An 18320-nucleotide genomic window follows, 5' to 3' on the forward strand; every position below is an offset into this window, starting at 1 on the left:
AGGGTTAGCCTATCGTGCAGGCTTTGAAAAGAATATCTTAAGACAGACGGCGGGGATTACTCCGAACTTGCTCTCTGACGGGCTTTTGTCAGAATGGCTGGATCCACATTTTCTTCCAACCGGCTCTTCAAAGTCTGCTTGTCTTTGTCGTAAATATCAATGTCAGCCGCATCGTGGCTATTTTCGATTGACTTCAAAACCCAGTAATAAGCGTTTCCGAAATCTTGCGGCACGCCTTCGCCCTTGGCTAGCGTAAAAGCATATAGAAACTGCCCCTCCGGGTCGCCTTTCTGAGCGGATTTTTGAAACCAGGCAGCAGCTTGTTCTTCCGACTGTTTCGCCCCGACGCCCTGATAAACCAGAAGGCCGTAATCCGCCATAGCAGCGGGATGGCCGCCTTCTGCGGCAACGCGAAGCCATTTGGAGGATTTTTGCTCATTTGGCGGAATGTCAAAATTTTCCGCATACATGACCCCGGCAATATAAGCTGCCTCGATATGACCTCCGGCCGCCGCCTGTTCATAGGCTTTCAGCGCCGCTTTCGGATCGCTTTCAAATAGGGAATCAGCCAGATCTTTCGTGCCTTGCGGGTCAAAACTCTGCGCCGACTTTTCCAGCCAGTGACGGGCTTTTTCCGGATCAGCCTCGACGCCCTTACCTAGTCTGTACATATCAGACAAAGCCCGCATGGCATCTGTCCGCCCAGCCTCTGCGGCCCGGGTCAGATAGGATACAGATTGCATTTCTGTGACGCCGCCTTGCCTGCGCAGACCCATCTCGCCCAGGGCAACAAGCGCGTCAGGATGGCCTTTTACCGCGCCTCGCTCATACCATTCTCTAGCTTGCTCCATATCAATGCGGCCGGCTTCTCCTTTTCGCAAGATATGCCCCGCCATGACAGCGGCTTCGGAGCTACCGCCCCGCGCCGCCGTTTTGGCGAGACTCAGAGCCGTTTCAATATTGCCAGACTGATAGGCTTCGAGCGCTGCTTCGAAATTGGCCTGACCTTCAATGGTTGTGAGCGTTGTTTCGGCAAAGGCCGGCGGTGCCGAAAGAGGGCTTAACGCGGCGACGAGTCCGAACAGAGCGCAGAAAGTCGCGAAACTGCTTTGGCAGGTCCGTCCTTGTAGTCCCAAACGCCCGAACAAACCGCGATGAAATCGGCGCCCGCGTCTATGACCTGTTTCGCATTGTCCACCGTAATTCCGCCTATCGCGACGCTCGGTATTTCGACGGCTTCTTGCCACCATTGCAAAATCTCCAAATCTGCGCGGGTTTTGGCCTTTTTCGTGGGCGTGTCAAAAAACGCGCCAAAGGCGACATAATCCGCGCCTGCTCCTGCGGCCTCAAAAGCGAGGCTTTTGGCGTTATGACAGGTCACGCCGATAATCGCATCCCCGCCTAACAGCTCACGAGATGAAAAATAGTCCATATCGTCCTGTCCGATATGGGCGCCATCTGCGCCAATTGCATCCACCAAATCCGGACGGTCGTTCAAGAGAACATTCACGCCGTATCGATGGCAGAGGGGGACAATGGCTTTCCCTGCCTGAATGAGAGCTGAATCCTCTATATCCTTAAGCCGGATTTGCAGACAGGCCACAGGCGCGGCCGAAAGCGCCGCCTCAAGCGTTTTCAAATAGGCCTCCATATCGGGAATGGACGGAGGCGTGAGAAGATAAATCTGACAAATGTGACTCATGCCTATCCTTTACGCCAATCGTGATCCGTCAGGAATGTCATTGTCCGGGCTAAAGAGAACGATCGCGCCGTCTTCGTTGGGAAATCCCAAAGTCAGGACTTCCGACATTATGGGGCCGATTTGGCGGGGCGGAAAGTTGACAACCGCCGCAACCTGTTTGCCGATTATCTGGTCAGGCGTGTAGAGATCAGTAATTTGCGCCGAGGATTTTTTAATTCCGATGTCCGGGCCAAAATCGATTTGCATTTTGATGGCGGGTTTGCGGGCCTCCGGAAAGGGCTCTGCCTCCACGATGGTTCCGGTTCGGATGTCCACTTTCAGGAATGTCTCAAAATCTGTTTCGGCTGTTTGGGTCATATTGGGCTTATGATGGATTCCGGTGGCCTTCGTCCAGTCCCTAAAAGCGGACATGACTGAATTACGCTTTCGAAATGGCGAAAGCGGGTAGAAAGACTTGAATAAAAAAGGGGATGTGAGAACATAGTCTTCAGACCCGTTTTTGGAGACTTTCATGAAATCCGTTCTTTCTACCGGCATTGCCTTTGTCGCTCTGACCCTTCCGGCCCTGTCGGCTCATGCCCAGATGTCCGATACGCAACTCTCCCCGGTCTCTCAAACAGCCAGTGCGAATTATCTCGAACGGGCCTGGACAAAAGCTCAAGCCGCCGAAATTCTTGACGATACGATGCGGTTGAGATTCGAGTATGACGAATTGGCGCTCAGCGAGGCCGAAGAAGTCGCAGTCAAAGACCTCTTGGAGGCCGGAGCGCGCCTCCACACGCTTTATCTGGAACAGCGTCACCCGCAGGCCCGCGCGATAGAGAGCTTCTTCACTGAAAATGAAAAACGCCCCGATCTGGAAGAGATTTTCCGCATTATGAAAGGCCCAATCGCGACAACTCCGGACAATAAACGCAAGGCGTTCTTGAATGTTGACCCTGAAACCCCGGCGCGGAATGTTTATCCGGACGGGTTAACACGAGCGGATTTGGACGCCTATCTCGAAGAAAATCCTGACATGCGGGACGAGATTCTGGATTTACGGGCTGTAGTAAAACGCGCCGATGAAGACGAAAAGACAGCCGCACTGGATAAGCTCGACCTCTTCCCGGCGCTCGATATTCTGCATCCCGGTTTGCGCGAAAACATTCAAGAGGCGGAAAGCTATTTCGCGCTGCCTTATTCTGTCGCTTACGCCGAGGATATCATGTTTATCTATGATCGGCTGACACATGCGGCAGACGCAATGAAAGATGACGATATCGCATTTTCCCGTTTTTTGGATCTGCGCGCGGTCGATCTTTTGACGGATAATTATGACGGCGGAGACGCGGCTTGGGTCACAGGAGATTTCACCGGGAATCTCAACGCCCAGATCGGGAGCTATGAGACCTATGACGATGCTCTTTACGGTGTGAAGAGCTTTTTCAGCCTTTCACTGTTGCAACGCGATATTGAGAAAAGCGAAGAGCTGGCAGCTTCGATAGGGGACATTCAGGCGATTGAAGACGCTCTGCCTTATACTGCCAATAAACAGGTGCGCCGCAATATTCCCGTGGCGGTTTACAACGTCATTGCGGATTTCGGTCAGGCGCGCGGCACGAATACGGCGACAATTCTGCCAAATGAAGGGCATCTTTCCCGGCAATATGGCCGGACAATTTTAATCCGCTCCAATGTTCTGACCAATGAAAGAATCTTTGCCGACTCCAAAGCCGCTTTCAAAGCCGCAATTGACGAGAGTCATCACAGTGATTTGAAATTGGAAGGTAATTTTTACCGCACATTATGGCATGAAATTGGCCATTATATGGGGCCGGATCAAACCAAGGACGGGCGAGATATTGACGCTGCCCTTCAGGACACAGCCGACCTGATGGAAGAAATGAAAGCCGATCTGGTATCGCTTTTTTCTGCTGAAAAATTACATGCGGCCGGAAGCTTCAGCGATGAACAGCTCCGCGCGATCTACGCCTCCGGAATTTTGCGGGTTTTAAACAAGAACCAGCCCCGCCGGGAACAAGCTTACGGAACCATGCAGCTCATCCAGTGGAACTGGTTTTTGCAATCTGGCGTCTTGTCCCTTCAGGACGGCAAGCTCGCTATTAATTACGAGCTCTACCCTTCCGCCGTGGAAAGCCTGCTCAAACTTGTCCTGAATCTGCAATATCAAGGCGACCGCGACGCTGCGAATGCTTTTGTCGATAAATGGACGAATTGGGACGAAGAGCTCCACGGCCAAATCGGGGATTTGATGAAAGCGGCTCCTGGCGCTAATTACCGCCTCGTGACCTATGAGGCGTTGGGAGAATAAATTAGTTGTTTCCGACCCAGTTCGGATTGGGGTCGGCCAACTCAGTCATTATCGCCTCGTTCAGTTTCGCCCTGTTTTCGGCCATCCGGCTCTGCCGCTCTTTGAACTCAGGGAATTTACGAAGCATGTCAAAAGCCGGACCGTCCAGAAGATTGTCGGCCTGGCCAAGCGCAATCATTCGGTCAATCCAGGGCAGGGCCTGTTTGGGGTTTTGCCCGGACGCTTTGAGAACAGCTCCGGCCCATAATGGATTTAATAATTCGAACTGGTCGGCGGATTTATCGCCGAAATACGCTTTAAGCCGCTCTCGATAGCTCATCCCTTTGGGCAGCCCCAGTTTTGCGAAGACAAATGATATATTTGCGAAATCAACCAGATTATCTGTATCCGCCTGAAGCGTCTTATAGCCGAGCGTGTTTATCACATTTTCATAAGCGGACGCGGCGCGTTCAAGATCTTTCATCATATAGGCCAGGTAAGCTCTATCTTTAGGGTCTTTTAGCTCCGAGAACAGGTCTTTGGCCGTTTTGAAGTTGCCCGTTTCAACAGCTATCAGAGCCTTCATCTTAGGGCTATTATCCAGTGTCAGAGCGTCTTCATATAGTTTCGCTTTGAGGAATATCTCTTTGAGTATAATCGGGGGGTAAGGATCGTCAGGATTTAAAGCCTGCGCATTTTTGGCTGAAATGAAACTTTTTACAAAATCTCCTTCATCAAAATAAAACACCGCCAAGGCGATATGCCCCGCCGGCTGCTCCGGATTCCATTTAATATTATCCATTGTCGTGGCTTTTGCCGCTTTCCAGTCACCGCTCAGCCGTTGAATGCGCGCAATATTATTGAGAATGGAGGCGGAGAGCGGATCAAGATTGCGGGCCTGTTCAAAGGCTTTAAGGCTCTTTTCATACTCCCCTCTCTTGGCATAGGCCTGGCCTAGACGGTGGAAGGCCACCGAATAGTTGGGATTGGCGGCCACTGCTTTGAGCGCGTAATCAATCGCGGCTGCTGATTCCGGATTTTCCGAAAACATATGGTCATACATCGCGGCGCTGGTCAGCGTTTCTGCCGAATTCGGGGATAAAACGAGCGCCCGATCAATATTTTTTCGCGCTTCGGTCTGCGCGTCCTCTTTTGGGAAAGCCCCATAAGCGAAAGCCAGCATATAGCTGTCTGCCAGTCCCGAATACGCATGTGAAAATTTGGGATCGAGAGAAATAACCTCTTCAAACCCCTGAATGGAAGACAGAAGCGGTGCGGGAAGACGCTGATTGGCTTCTTCGCGCGCTTTCAAGTATTTTTCATAGGCCTCGAGGGAGACGGTTCGGCCCGCTTCCCCTTCGGGCGTAAAGTTTAGGCGCCCCTTTAATTCTTCGACGATGGCCATCGCAATTTCATCCTGGACATCAAAAATATTTTTCGCCGTGAGCGGCCTGTCATAGGTCGCCGCCCAAATGTGGTTGTCATTGCTTGTATCAATCAATTGGGCCGTGATGCGCAAAGTTTCACCCGCTTTTCTCACACTGCCTTCCAGAATATGCGAAACATTCAGCGCTTCACTAATTTCCGCTAGACTTTTATTCTGTCCAGCGAATGAAAAGGCCGATGTTCGGGACGCGACCCGCAGACCGCTGATACGGGAGAGGACATTCAAGAGCTCCTCTGAAATGCCCTTGGCAAAATAATCTTGATCTTTGTCGGCAGAATAGTCTTCAAAGGGAAGAACGGCGATGGATTGAGTTGTTGGATCCTCTGCCTTCACTGACGCGGCGGAAACCCCTATGTCGCCAATCGAGGCCGCTTCCGTTAGGTCAGCTGATAAACTCTCTGTCTTGAAAGTCGGTCCCGTGGAAGAGCTGAAAAATTGGGAGAATATCATTAATCCGCCGACAACCAACAGACCAGCCAGAATGGCCCAATCCAGCTTGCGCCCGGTTTGAGAGGAAATACTGTCATTTGCGGCTTTTGTCTCCGTCGGGCGCATGCCCTCCGGCGTCATTTCAAAGGCCCAAGCCAGGATCATGGCGATCGGAAAACCGATCACGAGGGTGATGATGATCATTTTCATGACCCAGTCAGGCGCACCGAAGCTGGTCGTTGTAATAGCGGCAATCTGCACCATGATCCAGCTGACCACAGCATAGGCTCCGGCCACTCGGAAAATATTGCGCCTGCGCAGTTCTGAAAGAAACGATGTCAATTTGGCCCCAGAGATTATCTGGAACCATTATACCACAGGTCTATCGGCCTGTCTGCTGGAATTAAATGACCTTAAATTCGGGCTAGATAATCCAATTCTGACTATTTTTGGATCAGCAGGGACTTGATATTGACGAATTCTTTTACGCCAAACCCGCCATGCTCGCGGCCATAACCGGAGTCTTTGACGCCGCCGAAGGGCATATTCGGGACGGCCAGACCAAAGCGGTTGATAAAGACCATCCCTGTGTCGAAATGATCGCGGGCAAGCTCAATAGCTTTATCCGTGTCGGTTGTCAGAATGCCGCCGCCAAGTCCAAATCGGCTGTCATTGGCGATACGCATGGCATCTTTTGCGTCTTTGGCTTTGATCAGGGAGGCGACAGGGCCAAACAGTTCATCATCATAAGCGGGTTGTCCGGGCAGAACATTGCCGAGAACCGTTGACGGATAGAAATATCCTTTACCGTCCGGCATTTCGCCGCCGCAAAGAATTTCGGCGCCTTTCGCAACACTGTCCTGCACTTGTTTGTGCAGATCGTCGCGAAGGTCTTTACGCGCCATAGGGCCCATATCAAATTCGTCCGACGTCGGATCGCCTGTCGTCAACGCCGACATGGCTTTGACATAGGCATCGCGGAAATCATCATAGATGTCTTCGACAACAATAAAGCGTTTCGCCGCGATACAGGTCTCGCCGTTATTATAGACGCGGCCATTCACGCAGACTTCGACGGCGGCCTCAATATCAGCATCCGCCAAGACAATATAGGCGTCGTTAGAGCCGAGCTCCAAAACGGTTTTTTTCAAAACCTTGCCGGCCTTTTGAGCAATCATGCGGCCCGCCTCAGAACTCCCTGTCAGGGTAACGCCTCGGACGCGCTCATTGGAAATAATTGTGTCCGACTGATCGTGAGAGATGACCAGTGTTCTAAAGAGGTGTTTCGGCAGGCCCGCATCCTCATAAATTTTCTGAAGAAGCTTGCCGGATCCGGTAACATTGGACGCGTGTTTCAAAAGCACGCCGTTCCCGGCCATCAGGTTGGCGATGGAATAACGTATCACCTGATAGGTCGGGTAATTCCAAGGCTGGATGCCGTAAATAACGCCGATCGGAGAATAGGTAATGATGCCGCGTATTTCATCGTCAATATCACGGTCTTCATCAGCCAGTTCCGACGGGCCGTTCTCTGCAGTGTATTCGCAAATACCGGCGCAAAGTTCGACTTCCTCGTGACTTTGAGACAGAAGTTTCCCCATCTCTTCGGTCATAAGCGCCGCAAGGTCATCCTTATGTTTCATCAAGGATTTGCCGATTTTTCCGATGACTTGAGCGCGCGATTCAAGGCTTTCCTGACGCCAGTCGAGATAGGCTTTATGGCAATTTTCAATTGCCTCGGACAATTCGAAATTGGTGAGTTTGGTATGACGCTCAATAACGTCTTCTGTGGCAGGGTTTATGGTGACTGTGGGGTTCATGCGGCTTCATCCTTTTCAGCAGTGTGTTCTTCTTCGTCGAGGAAGGGGTAATCGGTATATCCGGTTTCATCCCCGCCATAGAACGTGTCGGGATTGGGTTCATTCAGCTCCGCGCCGAGTCGAAAGCGTTCAGGCAGGTCGGGATTGGCAATAAAAGGGCGTCCGAAGGTGACCGCGTCAGCATGGCCGCTCTCTATCGCCTTGACGGCTCGCTCTGCATCATAATCGCCATTGGCAATATAAAATCCGTCATATTGTTTTCGAAGATTTTTGATGATCTTTTCGTCTTTCCCGTCCGGCTCATTTCCGGGGAAACGCTCTACGACGTGAAGATAGGCGAGTTTGAAGTCGGACAACATTTTATAGGTATAGGCAAAGGTGCCTTCCTTATCGCTGTCGCTAATGTCATTGGCCTGGCCGAGTGGAGAAAGGCGAACCCCAATACGCTGCGAGGGCCAGACGTCCATGACGGCTTCCAGCACTTGCCGCAGTAAACGGGTCCGGTTTTCGATTGACCCTCCATACTCGTCGTCGCGTTTATTCGCGCCGTCTTGCAGGAATTGGTCAAGTAAATAGCCGTTTGCGCTATGGACTTCGATGCCGTCAAAGCCGGCATTTTTGGCAAATAGGGCTGCCTTGGAATAATCTTCGATGGTTTGCTCTATTCCCTCTTTGGTCAGAGCAACGGGTTCAGAGCAAGCTTGGAATCCTTCAGCTGTAAATGTCTCTGTCTCGGCCCGAATAGCGCTGGGCGCGACCGGGGATTTTCCGTCCGGCAAGAGAGAAGTGTGGCTGATACGGCCGACATGCCAGAGCTGGCAGAAAATCTGCCCGCCCCCGGCATGGACCGCATCTGTGATCTTTTTCCAGCTTAACACATGACTTCCGTCATATATTCCGGGCGTGTCCAAATAGCCTTTCCCCATGTCGGAAATCTGAGTGGCTTCGGTTACAATCAGACCAGCAGAGCTGCGCTGATGGTAATAGGTTTGCGCCATTGTTTTAGGCGTGCCGTCGGCTTGCGCGCGATTGCGTGTCAGCGGCGCCATCAGGACGCGGTTGGAAAGCTTGAGCTCTCCCATCTCGGCAGGGTCGAAAAGCGGGGACGTATCAGTCATAAGTAAGGCTCGAATTTAAATGTCTATGCCAACCTAACGACAGTCTGCCTTGTTACGTTCCGAGTGTGAGCGGAATTGCGCAGTGTTCCGCTTAGACTTCTGTCGGCAGGGAGTTAAAACATCCAAATTCAATCTTCCCTTTGCGAAGCAAAAACGGAATAAAGACCTATGAGTGATGAAGATTATATGGCTTTGGCCCTTTCCCTTGCCCGCGCCCAAAAAGGGCGCACTGCCGAGAATCCGGCTGTGGGATGCGTACTTGTCAAAAATGGCGAGGTCATCGGACGCGGGGCGACGGCGGATGGAGGCCGTCCTCATGCCGAGACAATCGCTTTGATGAGCGCCGGGTCAGAAGCGCGTGACTCTACGGCATATGTCACGCTGGAGCCCTGCTCACATTACGGCCAAACCGCGCCCTGTGCCAACGCCTTGATAGAGGCGAAAATTGCCGCTTGTCATATCGCGGTGATTGACCCCGACCCCCGCGTCCACTGGCGCGGCGCGGCGCTTTTGCAAGAGGCGGGTATAGATGTGCAGATCGGAATTGGGGCGGAAGAGGCGTTTGAGATTAATGCGGACTTTTTCGCGCGGGTGGGGAGGATAGATGGCTAAGGGTGTTTTTATACATAACCCTCAATCGGTTTATGACGACCGACCGGAAGAATACTACAACTTCCCAAAAGTATATCTCTCTAGGGCAAAACCTACTGTGGGAGATTGGATTATCTATTACGAATCTGGGAAAGGGAGAGGGCGAAAATCTTATAAGGCTATTGCAAAAGTTAAAGCCATTCGGGAGGACTTCATCAAACCCGGCCATTATTATGCTGATATCGCTCCAAATACATATTTGCCCTTTGACCAACTCGTGCCCTTCAAAGTTGATGGTCAACCAAACGAGTCATTATTAAGTTTAGAAGACGGACGAATAAATGGCGGTCTAGCTATATCCGCCGTGAGACCAATATCCGAAGAGGATTTCGCAAAAATTGTGAACTTAGGCTTTGAAGACGAACTTGCTGAACTGCCTCGTATTGATGAAATCCAGAATTATGATGAGCAAGGAAACTATGTTTCTGATTTCGCACAACCTGAATATGTTGTTCCGACTCCACGATTAACTTTACAGACTCTACAAAACCGTAAAGTGCGAGATAGAGTTTTTCGGCGCCAAGTTATAAAAGCCTACAACAAAACCTGTGCATTTACGGGCTTGAATTTCGTGAATGGTGGGGGAAGGGCAGAGGTTGAAGCTGCCCATATCCGTCCTGTTTCTAATGATGGACCGGATGTTGTGAGTAATGGTTTAGCATTATCAGGGACAATACATTGGATGTTTGACCGAGGTTATCTTTCGATTTCTGACGACCATGATATTTTGGTTTCTAGGCACGTAAATAACACTGATGAAATTGACCGCCTATTAGTGACAGATAGAAAAGCAATTATGCCAGTCAAAGAATCTGACTGGCCCCACCCTGCTTACATGGAATGGCACAGGGCAGAATGTTTTAAAACTTAATCCGCCAAACTTGCTTTCAACGGCTCTTCTTGCGGCATCCCAATCGCGTGGAAACCGCCATCGACGTGATGCGTCTCACCTGTGCAGGACAGACCCAGATCGGACAGAAGGTAAAGCGCTGCGCCGGCGACGCCTGCCGGATCTGTGTGGTCTTGCAGGGCCGAGGCGGCTTTGTTGAAGCGGAACATATGACGGCCGGAACCGATACCGGCGGCGGCGAGCGTCTTGATCGGGCCAGCGGAAATGGCATTGACGCGTATGCCGCGCGGACCAAGGTCAGCGGCGATATATCGGGTGGAGGCCTCGAGAGCCGCTTTGGCCACGCCCATCACATTGTAATTCGGGATAACGCGCTCGGACCCGAGATAGGTCAGCGTTACCATGGAGCCGCCCTCATTCATGATTTCAGAGGCGCGCCGCGCCGCATCGACAAAGGAGTAGGCCGAAATATCCAGCGCAGATTTAAAGCCCTCGCGCGTGGTATTATCCACAAACGATCCGGCAAGTTGATCTTTGCCCGCAAAGGCAATCGCGTGAACGAGGAAGTCGATCTTGCCGAATTTTTCCTTGAGCGTGGCAAAGGTGCTGTCCATTGTCGCGTCATCAGTGACGTCGCATTCGCAAAGAATATCTGAGCCAATGCTCTCGGCGAGGGGTTTTACCCGGCGGAGCAGCGCATCGCCCTGATAGGTAAACGCGATCTCTGCACCTTGAGCGGCGAGTTGACGGGCGATTGCCCAGGCAATGGAATTCTTATTGGCTACGCCCATGATAAGGCCTTTTTTGCCTTTCATCAGCTCGCCCTTTGGAAAGCCTTCGAGCGCTTCGGTCATATCAGTCATATATCGTCCTGTTTTCGATTTGATGTGCTTATATGGGATTCAACGCGATTCCGCCATAGTGAAATCTTTCGAATGGCGTTCGACGTAAATATCAGTAACTCATGATTAAATTAAGTGTTGTATTTGAACAGAGCGTCATACAACCTGACAAAGAATATCGATTTTAATTTCGTGATTCAGGCGAGGATCCATGGGACAAACAGTACGGTATAGGCCCAGATCAGACTCATCGGTAGATCTGACAGATAAGCCGTTGCTGAACCCGTCTGAACTTGTCCGATGGATGGGGAAGATCGACAAGGCTCAAACGCCGCAAGAGGCGTTCGATCAATATTGCGGCGCGGTCGAGCCCTATGGTTTTGACTTCATTTCAATGGGGCGTCTATTGCCGCCGCGTCCGGGCGCACAAGCTCCCCAGAATGTGCCAAGGCAGTTTCACCTCTCCAAAGGGGCGGATGACTGGATTAACAAGCTGGTTAGCACAGGGGATTTGATTACCAAAAGCCCCTTAGTGCTGCATGGTTTTCGTGTCTCCGTTCCGTTTCGCTGGCGCGAAGCATGGCAGAATCTGACCGAGGAACAGAAAAAACATGTCGAAGGGACGAAAGCTGCCGGGCTCCATTACGGTATATGTTTTCCGATTGTGAAAGACCGAACCGCGCCGGGACTCATGTCGATGGGCCGAAAAACAGATTTTGACTTATCACTTCAAGATATGGTCAGCCTTGAAACGCTTGTTCGCCAGGTTTTTGACGTGATGTACCGTTTGACCGAAATGCCTGAAGCGATGCCCAAGCTGACATTGAGTCAAAGAGAGCGCGAAGTATTGTCATTGGTCGCACAAGGTAAAACGAATTGGGAAATCGGAACAATTCTCCAAATTTCAGAATATTCCGTCCGGGACTATTTAAAAGATTTATCTCGCCGTATGGCAACATCGAACCGGACCCACACGGTAACGCGGGCTATCCGGCTCGGCCTAATCTTACCTTGAGGTTTAAATATTCCGATGTCCTATAAATGTAGGGTAGGAATTTAAGATACAGGCTCGATAGTAGGGATGTAGTGGCGTTCCAGCCGACTCTCTCAGCCCTGTGCCCCAAGCTGGAGAGGGAGTCCGGTATCGGGCGTGGGGGCCTCACTACACTATTCGGATAAGTGGCTCTAAAATTTGCGAGCCACACCAAGCGCAACGGTCAGCCCGGTATTTTGCGGGGTCAAGGGGCTGTCCTTGATATCTCCCACAAGCCAGCTGTGATTGATTAAGCCCACAATTTCGTAATCATCACTTAATTTGTAATATCCCGCGACATGTGCGCCGAGCGTGGAAAGTCCGTCATCATAGCTTATCGGCGTGAGACCCGACGCGGCGGCCTGACGGGTATTAATTCCGTAATTCGTGTCGAGCCAGCCGCCTGTATTAAATGTCGCGCGAACGCCGGGCGTTAGGCGCAAATTCTCGATAGGATAAATTTCGGTCGTAAGTAGAGTGTCCAATCGCGCGCCGTTAAGGTCCCCGCCAATCGGGACTGTGCCCACAACATCCAGCGCCGCGAAGGGCAAATAGGCCCGTGCAAAAACATTACCTGTCACGCTCGTGTCGACCTTAAATTCTTCCGCGTAGGACGTTCCGGCAAAAGGCGTGTCCTGACCCTCCCGTCCCAGAGCCAGATTCGTAGACGCGCCTAAGCGGAATTTGCTGTTATTGATGGCATAGGCCCCGGCGCCAACTGCGGGGTTGATGAAAAAGCGACCTTCATAGCTGGCATTTACATAAGGCAAAACAATGAAGTCAGATTTTTCGCTCCCGACATAAGTCTCGCGCGAAACACCTGCGACCCCAACATCAGCAAAGCTTTCAGCTTGCTCCGGAGGAATTTCAAAAATGCTGGTTTGTGCTTCGGCGAATGTAGCGGCGCTCCAGAGTGCCGATGTACCCAAAAACAGGGACAGAAATTTCATGATAGATCCTTCATATATATGTGAAGGTCATACGCGGCAGGATAGAATTCGTGCCATCATAAAAAAGTGACAGGCCATTCAAACATGATTGAACGGCCTATTTTTAAAACATTTTTAGAGTTTTGAAAAAATCACGCTGCCATTTGTACCGCCAAACCCGAAACTGTTCGACATAGCGGTTTCAATTTCAGTTTCGACCATTTCCTGCGCGATATTAATCCTTGCCACTTCCGGGTCGAGATCGAAAATATTGATGCTCGGCGCGACAAAACCCCGTTCCATCATTAATAGGGTATAAATGGCTTCTTGTACGCCGGCCGCGCCCAGGCTGTGTCCGGTCAGGCATTTCGTCGCGGACACATAGGGGCCTTTATCTCCAAACACGCGGTTAATCGCGGCGCTTTCTGCAATATCGCCGACTGGCGTCGAAGTGGCGTGAGGATTGATGTAATTGACCGTTTCAAGCCCGGCATCTTTGAGCGCCATACGCATGGCACGTTCTGCGCCTTCACCGCTTGGCGCGACCATGTCGTAACCGTCAGAGGTGGCGGCGTAGCCCGTAATTTCGGCGTAAATCTTCGCGCCGCGCGCTTTAGCATGTTCATATTCTTCGAGGACCAACATGCCTGCGCCGCCGGCAATAACGAACCCGTCGCGGTCTTTGTCAAAGGCGCGGGAAGCCAGCTCTGGCGTGTCATTATATTTACTGCTCATGGCGCCCATTGCGTCGAAAAGCGAGCTCATCGCCCATTCGATTTCTTCGCCGCCGCCGGCAAACATGACGTCTTGTTTGCCCCATTGAATTTGCTCTGCGGCCGCGCCGATACAGTGCAGCGAAGTCGTGCAGGCAGATGTAATGGAATAGTTTACGCCGAGGATTTTGAAATGCGTCGCGAGTGTCGCAGATACTGTGGATGACATGGCCTTCGGCACAGCAAAGGGACCTATCCGTTTAGGGGAGTTATTCTTACGGGTGATATCCGCGGCCCGGACGATTTCGATGGCGGAAGGCCCGCCGGATCCGGCGATAATACCTGTGCGCTCATTGGATATGGTGGAGTCTTCCAATCCGGCATCGGCAATGGCCTGATCCATCGCGACAGCGCTCCACCCGGCGGCGTCCGCCATAAACCGCATAGAACGTTTATTAACATGGTCTTTGGGATCCAAGTCCGGACGTCCGGAAATTTGACTGCGAAAGCCAAGCTCCGCCATTTTCTCGTCTTTTGTAATGCCGCATTTTCCGTTTTTCAGGCTTTCGGCAACACTGTCTGCATCATTGCCGATGCAGGAGACAATTCCTAATCCGGTGACAACCACACGACGCATCAAGCTTCTCCTTCTTGAGGTACAAATAAGCCGACCCGAAGATCACTGGCTTTATATATTTCCACGTCGTCGGCGAACATGCGGCCTTCCGCGATTCCGAGGACGAGTTTTCGGCGTATAACGCGTTTCAGGTCAATTTCATACCGGACTTTTTTAACATCAGGCGTGACTTGTCCGGTAAATTTCACTTCTCCGACGCCAAGCGCGCGGCCGCGCCCCGGAGAGCCGGTCCATCCGAGCCAGAAGCCCACGAGTTGCCACATGGCGTCCAGTCCCAGACAGCCCGGCATGACCGGATCGCCCCGAAAGTGGCAGTCAAAAAACCAAAGATCAGGATTTACATCCAATTCTGCCACGATATGGCCTTTGCCGAACTCTCCGCTTTTGTCATCAATATGCGTGATTCTGTCGAGCATGAGCATGGGGGGCAGCGGCAATTTGGCATTGCCCTGTCCAAACAGGCTTTTTTCACCACTGATGATCAGTTCATCATAATTATAGGAGGGCTTTATAAGGTTCATAAAAAATCATAGCTCGTAAATCGAATAAAGACCCTTGATAAAGGGCCTTGTCTCAAACTCAAGAGGAAAGCCGCTTTGTTCTCTCGGAGCCTGCAGATCAAGACGGTTTTTTAACATTGTAACGCTTTATAGCGGCGAGGGCAGGAGCCCAGTCGGGACGGAGTTCAAGAGCCCGACGCAAATCCAGGTAGGCAGCTTTATAATTCTCATTTTTGTTATAGGCGATAGACCGATTAAAGAGGGCTTCCGGGAGCTTTCCAGCTGTTTCAGTTTGATCCAAGGCGATGGCTTTTGATAAAGCTTCTATGGCGTCATCTGTCTCATACATAAAGATCAGAGCCGCGCCGTAATTAATATAGGCTTCCGGGAGTTCGGGGGACAGGTTTATCGCGCTTTTGTAATGACCTCGGCTTTCTTCGTAATCACCATTTCGCATATACAGAATGCCGGTGTTTACATGTGTTGCGGCTTGGTCTCTTTGTAAAAGTCCCATTTTCAAGGCCGACCGGCAAGTCTCTATAGCCTTGGATGTGCCGGGATTTCCGTCTCGTGTCAGTTTATAACAATTTTCTGCATCGCCAGAGCCAACAACCAGAATTTGTGCATTGGCCGCAACCGACAAGCTCAGAAAAAATAGAGTAATAAAAACTCTTATCATTTAACAATTGTAGCATGAACTCGATGATAAAGAAATCAAAAGGCTGTAAGAAGTTATATGAGCTTCAGGGCTTTCAGAACCGGCAAAACCCCATTGCGCCGGTCAACATGGTAAGTCTCAATACCTTGCTCGCGAGCGGCTTCGACATTTAGTGTGGTGTCATCGAAATAGACGACGTCACTTGCCGAGACGTCCATCTTCTCTAGCGGAATTTGGAAGCTACGCGGCGCGGGTTTGGCGACGTCTATAATGTGAGACGCGAAGCAATAATCGAAAATCTCGTCTAATTGGACAATTTCGTTCAGATGCGCCCAATGCAGGGCATTCGTATTGGACAGGCAGGCTAGGGTGTAATCTTGCCTGAGGGTTTTGAGCGTTTCCAGCGTGTTCGGAAAAGGCGGATGAACCCAACTATTCCAGAGCGCGCCAAATGCTTCGGGCGGCATATCCATATCGAAAAGCTCGACCATTTCGCGTGAAAAGGTCAGGTCATCGCACTGGCCCGCTTCATAAGCGTTGAAGGTTTCGGATTGTGCAAACATTTCCACAATTGTCCCGCGGCTCACGCCCTTCCGCTCCATGAGGCTTTCAATGCCAACCCAAGGCACAATCACGCCGCCAAGGTCAAAAAGAAGGACATCTTTATTCATTTCAAGGCCACTTCACCACGGGCGGCATGGAGCTGAGAATTGTCTTCACATTACCGCCGGTTTTCAAACCAAAGGTCGTGCCCCGATCCCAGAGGAGGTTGAACTCGACATAGCGGCCCCGCGTAATGAGTTGTTCTTCCCGGTCTGCCTCGGTCCAAGGCTCAGCCATTCGGCGGCGCACTATCGCAGCGTAAGTTTTCAGGAAATGCCGCCCAACATCCTGCGTGAAAGCAAAATCGGCTTCGAAATCACCGCTATTATGTCGGTCATAGAAAATGCCGCCTGTCCCGCGCGGCTCGTCTCGGTGATGCAGGTGGAAATACTCGTCGCACCACTTTTTATAACGCTGATAATCGGCAACTTCATGCGCGTCGCAGGCCGCTTTCATTCCGGCGTGAAAAGCCAGTGCATCCGGCGCGTCGGGACGCCTGTCTCTAGCCTGAGTCGGCGTAAGATCTCCGCCCCCGCCAAACCAGTCTTCGGTCGTGACAATATATCTCGTGTTCATATGAACGGCCGAGACATGCGGATTTCTCATATGCGCGATGAGCGAAATGCCCGCCGCCCAGAAGCGAGGGTCTTTGTCTGCGCCCGGAGTGCGGGCGGCCATTTCGGGCGTAAACTCGCCTTGAACCACAGAAATATGGACGCCGCATTTTTCGAATAATCGGCCCCGAAGCATTCCGCCTGTCCCGCCGCCGCCATTTTCAACTTTGCGCTGCCAATCCTCGTAAACAAATTTGCCGGGCTCTCCGGGGTAGAGATCAGAAGGCGCTTCGCGCTCCAGCGTTTCAAACTCCGCGCAGATATCATTGCGTAGGGATTTAAACCAATCCGCGGCGCGGGTTTTTTGGGACTCAAAATCAGTCATAGCGGCCCTTTACGGCAAGCTGCCTGTTTGCCGCAAGGCTTCATAGAGCGTCACGGCGACGCTGGTAGCGAGGTTGAAAGAGCGGGCTTCGGACGCGATAGGAATAATGACGCGGGCGTCGGCGCGGTCATGAACCTCCTGTGGCACACCAGCGCTTTCACGTCCAAACAGCAAACTATCACCAGGGTCGAAATGAAACTCCAGCAGAGGGGTCGCCGCTTTCGTTGTCAAAAGAACGATTCGCTTCTCGGGTTTGAAATCCGCCCAGCTTGTTACGCGCTGCAGTCCGCCCGGAGGGGTGTAATCCATGGCGGCCCGCCGAAGCGCTTTCTCGGACAAAGGAAAGCCGCAGGGTTCAATAACAGAGAGGGGCACGTCGAATCCGGCGCAGAGCCGCATAACGGCCCCTAGATTAGCGGCAATATCGGGTTGAAACAGGGTGACAGAGAGATTTTGAGCCATAAACAACCTCTTACAGGAAATAAAACTGCAATAAATCTGTGAATTGCGGCGTCTTGCCGCGAATAATCTGTGGCATTACAAGATATATAAGGTTAGACACCCGCCCAAATACATTAAATTGACCACAGGAGTGGACAGACCATGTCCGATACCGTGAAAACAGACGAAAACATTGATGACGGCAAGCGCGATTTCATTTTTATCGCGACAGGCGCCGTAGCAGCTGCAGGTGCAGTCTCCCTTGCATGGCCTCTTGTCGCGCAAATGGGTAAAGCTGCTGATACACTCGCCGCAGGCTCTATCGAGATTGATCTTTCTAAGATCGCCGAGGGGCAACAGCTCAAAACCCTTTGGCGCGGCAAGCCAGTTTTTGTTCGTCATAGAACAGAAAAGGAAATCGCGGAGGCTGAATCCGTGCCTATGAGCGCGCTGAAAGACCCGCAAACCGATGAGGCGCGCCTGGTGCCTAACGGAGAAGGCAATTTAATGCCCGCCTATTTGGTGATGGTCGGGGTTTGTACTCACTTCGGATGTGTTCCCGTTGGCGAAGCCGGCGATTTTGATGGCTGGTATTGCCCCTGTCATGGGTCGCATTACGATACGTCCGGACGTATCCGCAAAGGGCCGGCGCCAACGAATATGGTCATCCCGCCCTATACATTCGTCTCCGACACTGTGATCAAGGTAGGTTAAT

At 51.6% G+C, this 18320-nt stretch carries 19 protein-coding genes; 5 read left to right on the plus strand and 14 right to left on the minus strand.

What is annotated here, in order from left to right; all coding sequences use genetic code 11:
- Positions 1-56: 56 nt before the first annotated feature.
- From ACN0IC_RS00740 to ACN0IC_RS00750, 3 genes are read right to left on the minus strand one after another with little or no spacing between them, the layout of a single operon-like run.
- On the minus strand, positions 57-1136 hold the full coding sequence (locus ACN0IC_RS00740) for a tetratricopeptide repeat protein (RefSeq protein WP_416876832.1): 1080 nt from the start codon (positions 1134-1136) through the stop codon (positions 57-59).
- A complete protein-coding gene (thiE, locus tag ACN0IC_RS00745) occupies positions 1061-1702 on the minus strand; it encodes a thiamine phosphate synthase (RefSeq protein ID WP_416876833.1) in 642 nt (213 codons plus the stop codon). The genes ACN0IC_RS00740 and thiE overlap by 76 nt, the downstream gene beginning before the upstream one ends.
- Before the next feature lie 9 nt (positions 1703-1711).
- Positions 1712-2059 carry a tRNA-binding protein gene (locus tag ACN0IC_RS00750; protein WP_416877058.1) on the minus strand — a complete coding sequence of 116 codons (348 nt, stop codon included), beginning with the start codon at positions 2057-2059 and terminating at the stop codon, positions 1712-1714.
- 154 nt (positions 2060-2213) lie between these two features.
- Between ACN0IC_RS00750 and ACN0IC_RS00755 the strand changes: the two genes are divergently transcribed.
- Positions 2214-4016: a zincin-like metallopeptidase domain-containing protein gene (locus tag ACN0IC_RS00755; protein ID WP_416876834.1), complete on the plus strand. Its 1803-nt coding sequence runs from the start codon at positions 2214-2216 to the stop codon at positions 4014-4016.
- A gap of 1 nt (position 4017) precedes the next feature.
- Here ACN0IC_RS00755 and ACN0IC_RS00760 read toward each other — a convergent pair whose 3' ends face one another.
- The 3 genes from ACN0IC_RS00760 to ACN0IC_RS00770 form a co-directional block, all read right to left on the minus strand.
- Positions 4018-6213 carry a tetratricopeptide repeat protein gene (locus ACN0IC_RS00760; RefSeq protein WP_416876835.1) on the minus strand — a complete coding sequence of 732 codons (2196 nt, stop codon included), beginning with the start codon at positions 6211-6213 and terminating at the stop codon, positions 4018-4020.
- 101 nt (positions 6214-6314) lie between these two features.
- On the minus strand, positions 6315-7691 hold the full coding sequence (locus tag ACN0IC_RS00765) for an NAD-dependent succinate-semialdehyde dehydrogenase (protein ID WP_416876836.1): 1377 nt from the start codon (positions 7689-7691) through the stop codon (positions 6315-6317).
- A complete protein-coding gene (locus ACN0IC_RS00770; protein ID WP_416876837.1) occupies positions 7688-8809 on the minus strand; it encodes an alkene reductase in 1122 nt (373 codons plus the stop codon). Before ACN0IC_RS00770 ends, ACN0IC_RS00765 begins: the two co-directional genes overlap by 4 nt.
- 168 nt (positions 8810-8977) lie before the next feature.
- Between ACN0IC_RS00770 and ribD the strand changes: the two genes are divergently transcribed.
- A complete protein-coding gene (gene ribD, locus ACN0IC_RS00775; RefSeq protein WP_416876838.1) occupies positions 8978-9421 on the plus strand; it encodes a bifunctional diaminohydroxyphosphoribosylaminopyrimidine deaminase/5-amino-6-(5-phosphoribosylamino)uracil reductase RibD in 444 nt (147 codons plus the stop codon).
- Positions 9414-10331, plus strand: a complete 918-nt coding sequence (locus tag ACN0IC_RS00780) for an HNH endonuclease (RefSeq protein WP_416876839.1) — start codon at positions 9414-9416, stop codon at positions 10329-10331. The genes ribD and ACN0IC_RS00780 overlap by 8 nt, the downstream gene beginning before the upstream one ends.
- Here ACN0IC_RS00780 and ACN0IC_RS00785 read toward each other — a convergent pair.
- Positions 10328-11173, minus strand: coding sequence for an enoyl-ACP reductase FabI (locus ACN0IC_RS00785; RefSeq protein WP_416876840.1), 846 nt, complete (start codon positions 11171-11173; stop codon positions 10328-10330). The genes ACN0IC_RS00780 and ACN0IC_RS00785 overlap by 4 nt on opposite strands.
- 190 nt (positions 11174-11363) lie before the next feature.
- Here ACN0IC_RS00785 and ACN0IC_RS00790 point away from each other — a divergent pair, with 190 nt between their 5' ends.
- On the plus strand, positions 11364-12167 hold the full coding sequence (locus ACN0IC_RS00790) for a LuxR C-terminal-related transcriptional regulator (RefSeq protein WP_416876841.1): 804 nt from the start codon (positions 11364-11366) through the stop codon (positions 12165-12167).
- Between the two features lie 170 nt (positions 12168-12337).
- On the opposite strand, the gene ACN0IC_RS00795 is transcribed toward ACN0IC_RS00790, so the two are convergent.
- The 7 genes from ACN0IC_RS00795 to ACN0IC_RS00825 form a co-directional block, all read right to left on the minus strand.
- Complete coding sequence (locus ACN0IC_RS00795; protein ID WP_416876842.1) at positions 12338-13135, minus strand: MipA/OmpV family protein; 798 nt, start codon at positions 13133-13135, stop codon at positions 12338-12340.
- A 114-nt stretch (positions 13136-13249) separates the two neighbouring features.
- Positions 13250-14464 (minus strand): beta-ketoacyl-ACP synthase I, encoded by a 1215-nt coding sequence (fabB, locus tag ACN0IC_RS00800; RefSeq protein WP_416876843.1) that lies wholly within the window; start codon positions 14462-14464, stop codon positions 13250-13252.
- Entirely contained in the window at positions 14464-14985 is a 522-nt protein-coding gene (gene fabA / locus ACN0IC_RS00805; protein ID WP_416876844.1) for a bifunctional 3-hydroxydecanoyl-ACP dehydratase/trans-2-decenoyl-ACP isomerase, read from the minus strand. Before fabA ends, fabB begins: the two co-directional genes overlap by 1 nt.
- 97 nt (positions 14986-15082) lie before the next feature.
- Positions 15083-15643 (minus strand): tetratricopeptide repeat protein, encoded by a 561-nt coding sequence (locus ACN0IC_RS00810; RefSeq protein WP_416876845.1) that lies wholly within the window; start codon positions 15641-15643, stop codon positions 15083-15085.
- A gap of 53 nt (positions 15644-15696) precedes the next feature.
- Positions 15697-16293, minus strand: a complete 597-nt coding sequence (locus ACN0IC_RS00815; RefSeq protein WP_416876846.1) for an HAD family hydrolase — start codon at positions 16291-16293, stop codon at positions 15697-15699.
- Position 16294: 1 nt separating this feature from the next.
- Positions 16295-17164 carry an oxygen-dependent coproporphyrinogen oxidase gene (gene hemF / locus ACN0IC_RS00820; RefSeq protein WP_416876847.1) on the minus strand — a complete coding sequence of 290 codons (870 nt, stop codon included), beginning with the start codon at positions 17162-17164 and terminating at the stop codon, positions 16295-16297.
- 9 nt (positions 17165-17173) lie between these two features.
- On the minus strand, positions 17174-17626 hold the full coding sequence (locus ACN0IC_RS00825; RefSeq protein WP_416876848.1) for a tRNA (cytidine(34)-2'-O)-methyltransferase: 453 nt from the start codon (positions 17624-17626) through the stop codon (positions 17174-17176).
- A 141-nt stretch (positions 17627-17767) separates the two neighbouring features.
- On the opposite strand from ACN0IC_RS00825, the gene petA reads away from it, so the two are divergent.
- Positions 17768-18319, plus strand: coding sequence for a ubiquinol-cytochrome c reductase iron-sulfur subunit (gene petA / locus ACN0IC_RS00830; RefSeq protein ID WP_416876849.1), 552 nt, complete (start codon positions 17768-17770; stop codon positions 18317-18319).
- Position 18320: the final 1 nt, after the last annotated feature.

The sequence above is a fragment of the Litorimonas sp. genome (assembly GCA_029936425.1).
Classification (GTDB): domain Bacteria; phylum Pseudomonadota; class Alphaproteobacteria; order Caulobacterales; family Maricaulaceae; genus Litorimonas.

What these genes read in the sequence shown, in the direction of transcription:
- ACN0IC_RS00815 (WP_416876846.1), bottom strand. Translation starts at nt 16,293, where the DNA reads ATGAATAAAGATGTCCTTCTTTTTGACCTTGGCGGCGTGATTGTGCCT.
- thiE (WP_416876833.1), bottom strand. Translation starts at nt 1,702, where the DNA reads ATGAGTCACATTTGTCAGATTTATCTTCTCACGCCTCCGTCCATTCCC.
- petA (WP_416876849.1), top strand. Translation starts at nt 17,768, where the DNA reads ATGTCCGATACCGTGAAAACAGACGAAAACATTGATGACGGCAAGCGC.
- ACN0IC_RS00765 (WP_416876836.1), bottom strand. Translation starts at nt 7,691, where the DNA reads ATGAACCCCACAGTCACCATAAACCCTGCCACAGAAGACGTTATTGAG.
- ACN0IC_RS00795 (WP_416876842.1), bottom strand. Translation starts at nt 13,135, where the DNA reads ATGAAATTTCTGTCCCTGTTTTTGGGTACATCGGCACTCTGGAGCGCC.
- ACN0IC_RS00755 (WP_416876834.1), top strand. Translation starts at nt 2,214, where the DNA reads ATGAAATCCGTTCTTTCTACCGGCATTGCCTTTGTCGCTCTGACCCTT.
- ACN0IC_RS00750 (WP_416877058.1), bottom strand. Translation starts at nt 2,059, where the DNA reads ATGACCCAAACAGCCGAAACAGATTTTGAGACATTCCTGAAAGTGGAC.
- ACN0IC_RS00825 (WP_416876848.1), bottom strand. Translation starts at nt 17,626, where the DNA reads ATGGCTCAAAATCTCTCTGTCACCCTGTTTCAACCCGATATTGCCGCT.
- ACN0IC_RS00780 (WP_416876839.1), top strand. Translation starts at nt 9,414, where the DNA reads ATGGCTAAGGGTGTTTTTATACATAACCCTCAATCGGTTTATGACGAC.
- ACN0IC_RS00785 (WP_416876840.1), bottom strand. Translation starts at nt 11,173, where the DNA reads ATGACTGATATGACCGAAGCGCTCGAAGGCTTTCCAAAGGGCGAGCTG.
- ribD (WP_416876838.1), top strand. Translation starts at nt 8,978, where the DNA reads ATGAGTGATGAAGATTATATGGCTTTGGCCCTTTCCCTTGCCCGCGCC.
- ACN0IC_RS00790 (WP_416876841.1), top strand. Translation starts at nt 11,364, where the DNA reads ATGGGACAAACAGTACGGTATAGGCCCAGATCAGACTCATCGGTAGAT.
- fabA (WP_416876844.1), bottom strand. Translation starts at nt 14,985, where the DNA reads ATGAACCTTATAAAGCCCTCCTATAATTATGATGAACTGATCATCAGT.
- fabB (WP_416876843.1), bottom strand. Translation starts at nt 14,464, where the DNA reads ATGCGTCGTGTGGTTGTCACCGGATTAGGAATTGTCTCCTGCATCGGC.
- ACN0IC_RS00770 (WP_416876837.1), bottom strand. Translation starts at nt 8,809, where the DNA reads ATGACTGATACGTCCCCGCTTTTCGACCCTGCCGAGATGGGAGAGCTC.
- ACN0IC_RS00810 (WP_416876845.1), bottom strand. Translation starts at nt 15,643, where the DNA reads ATGATAAGAGTTTTTATTACTCTATTTTTTCTGAGCTTGTCGGTTGCG.
- hemF (WP_416876847.1), bottom strand. Translation starts at nt 17,164, where the DNA reads ATGACTGATTTTGAGTCCCAAAAAACCCGCGCCGCGGATTGGTTTAAA.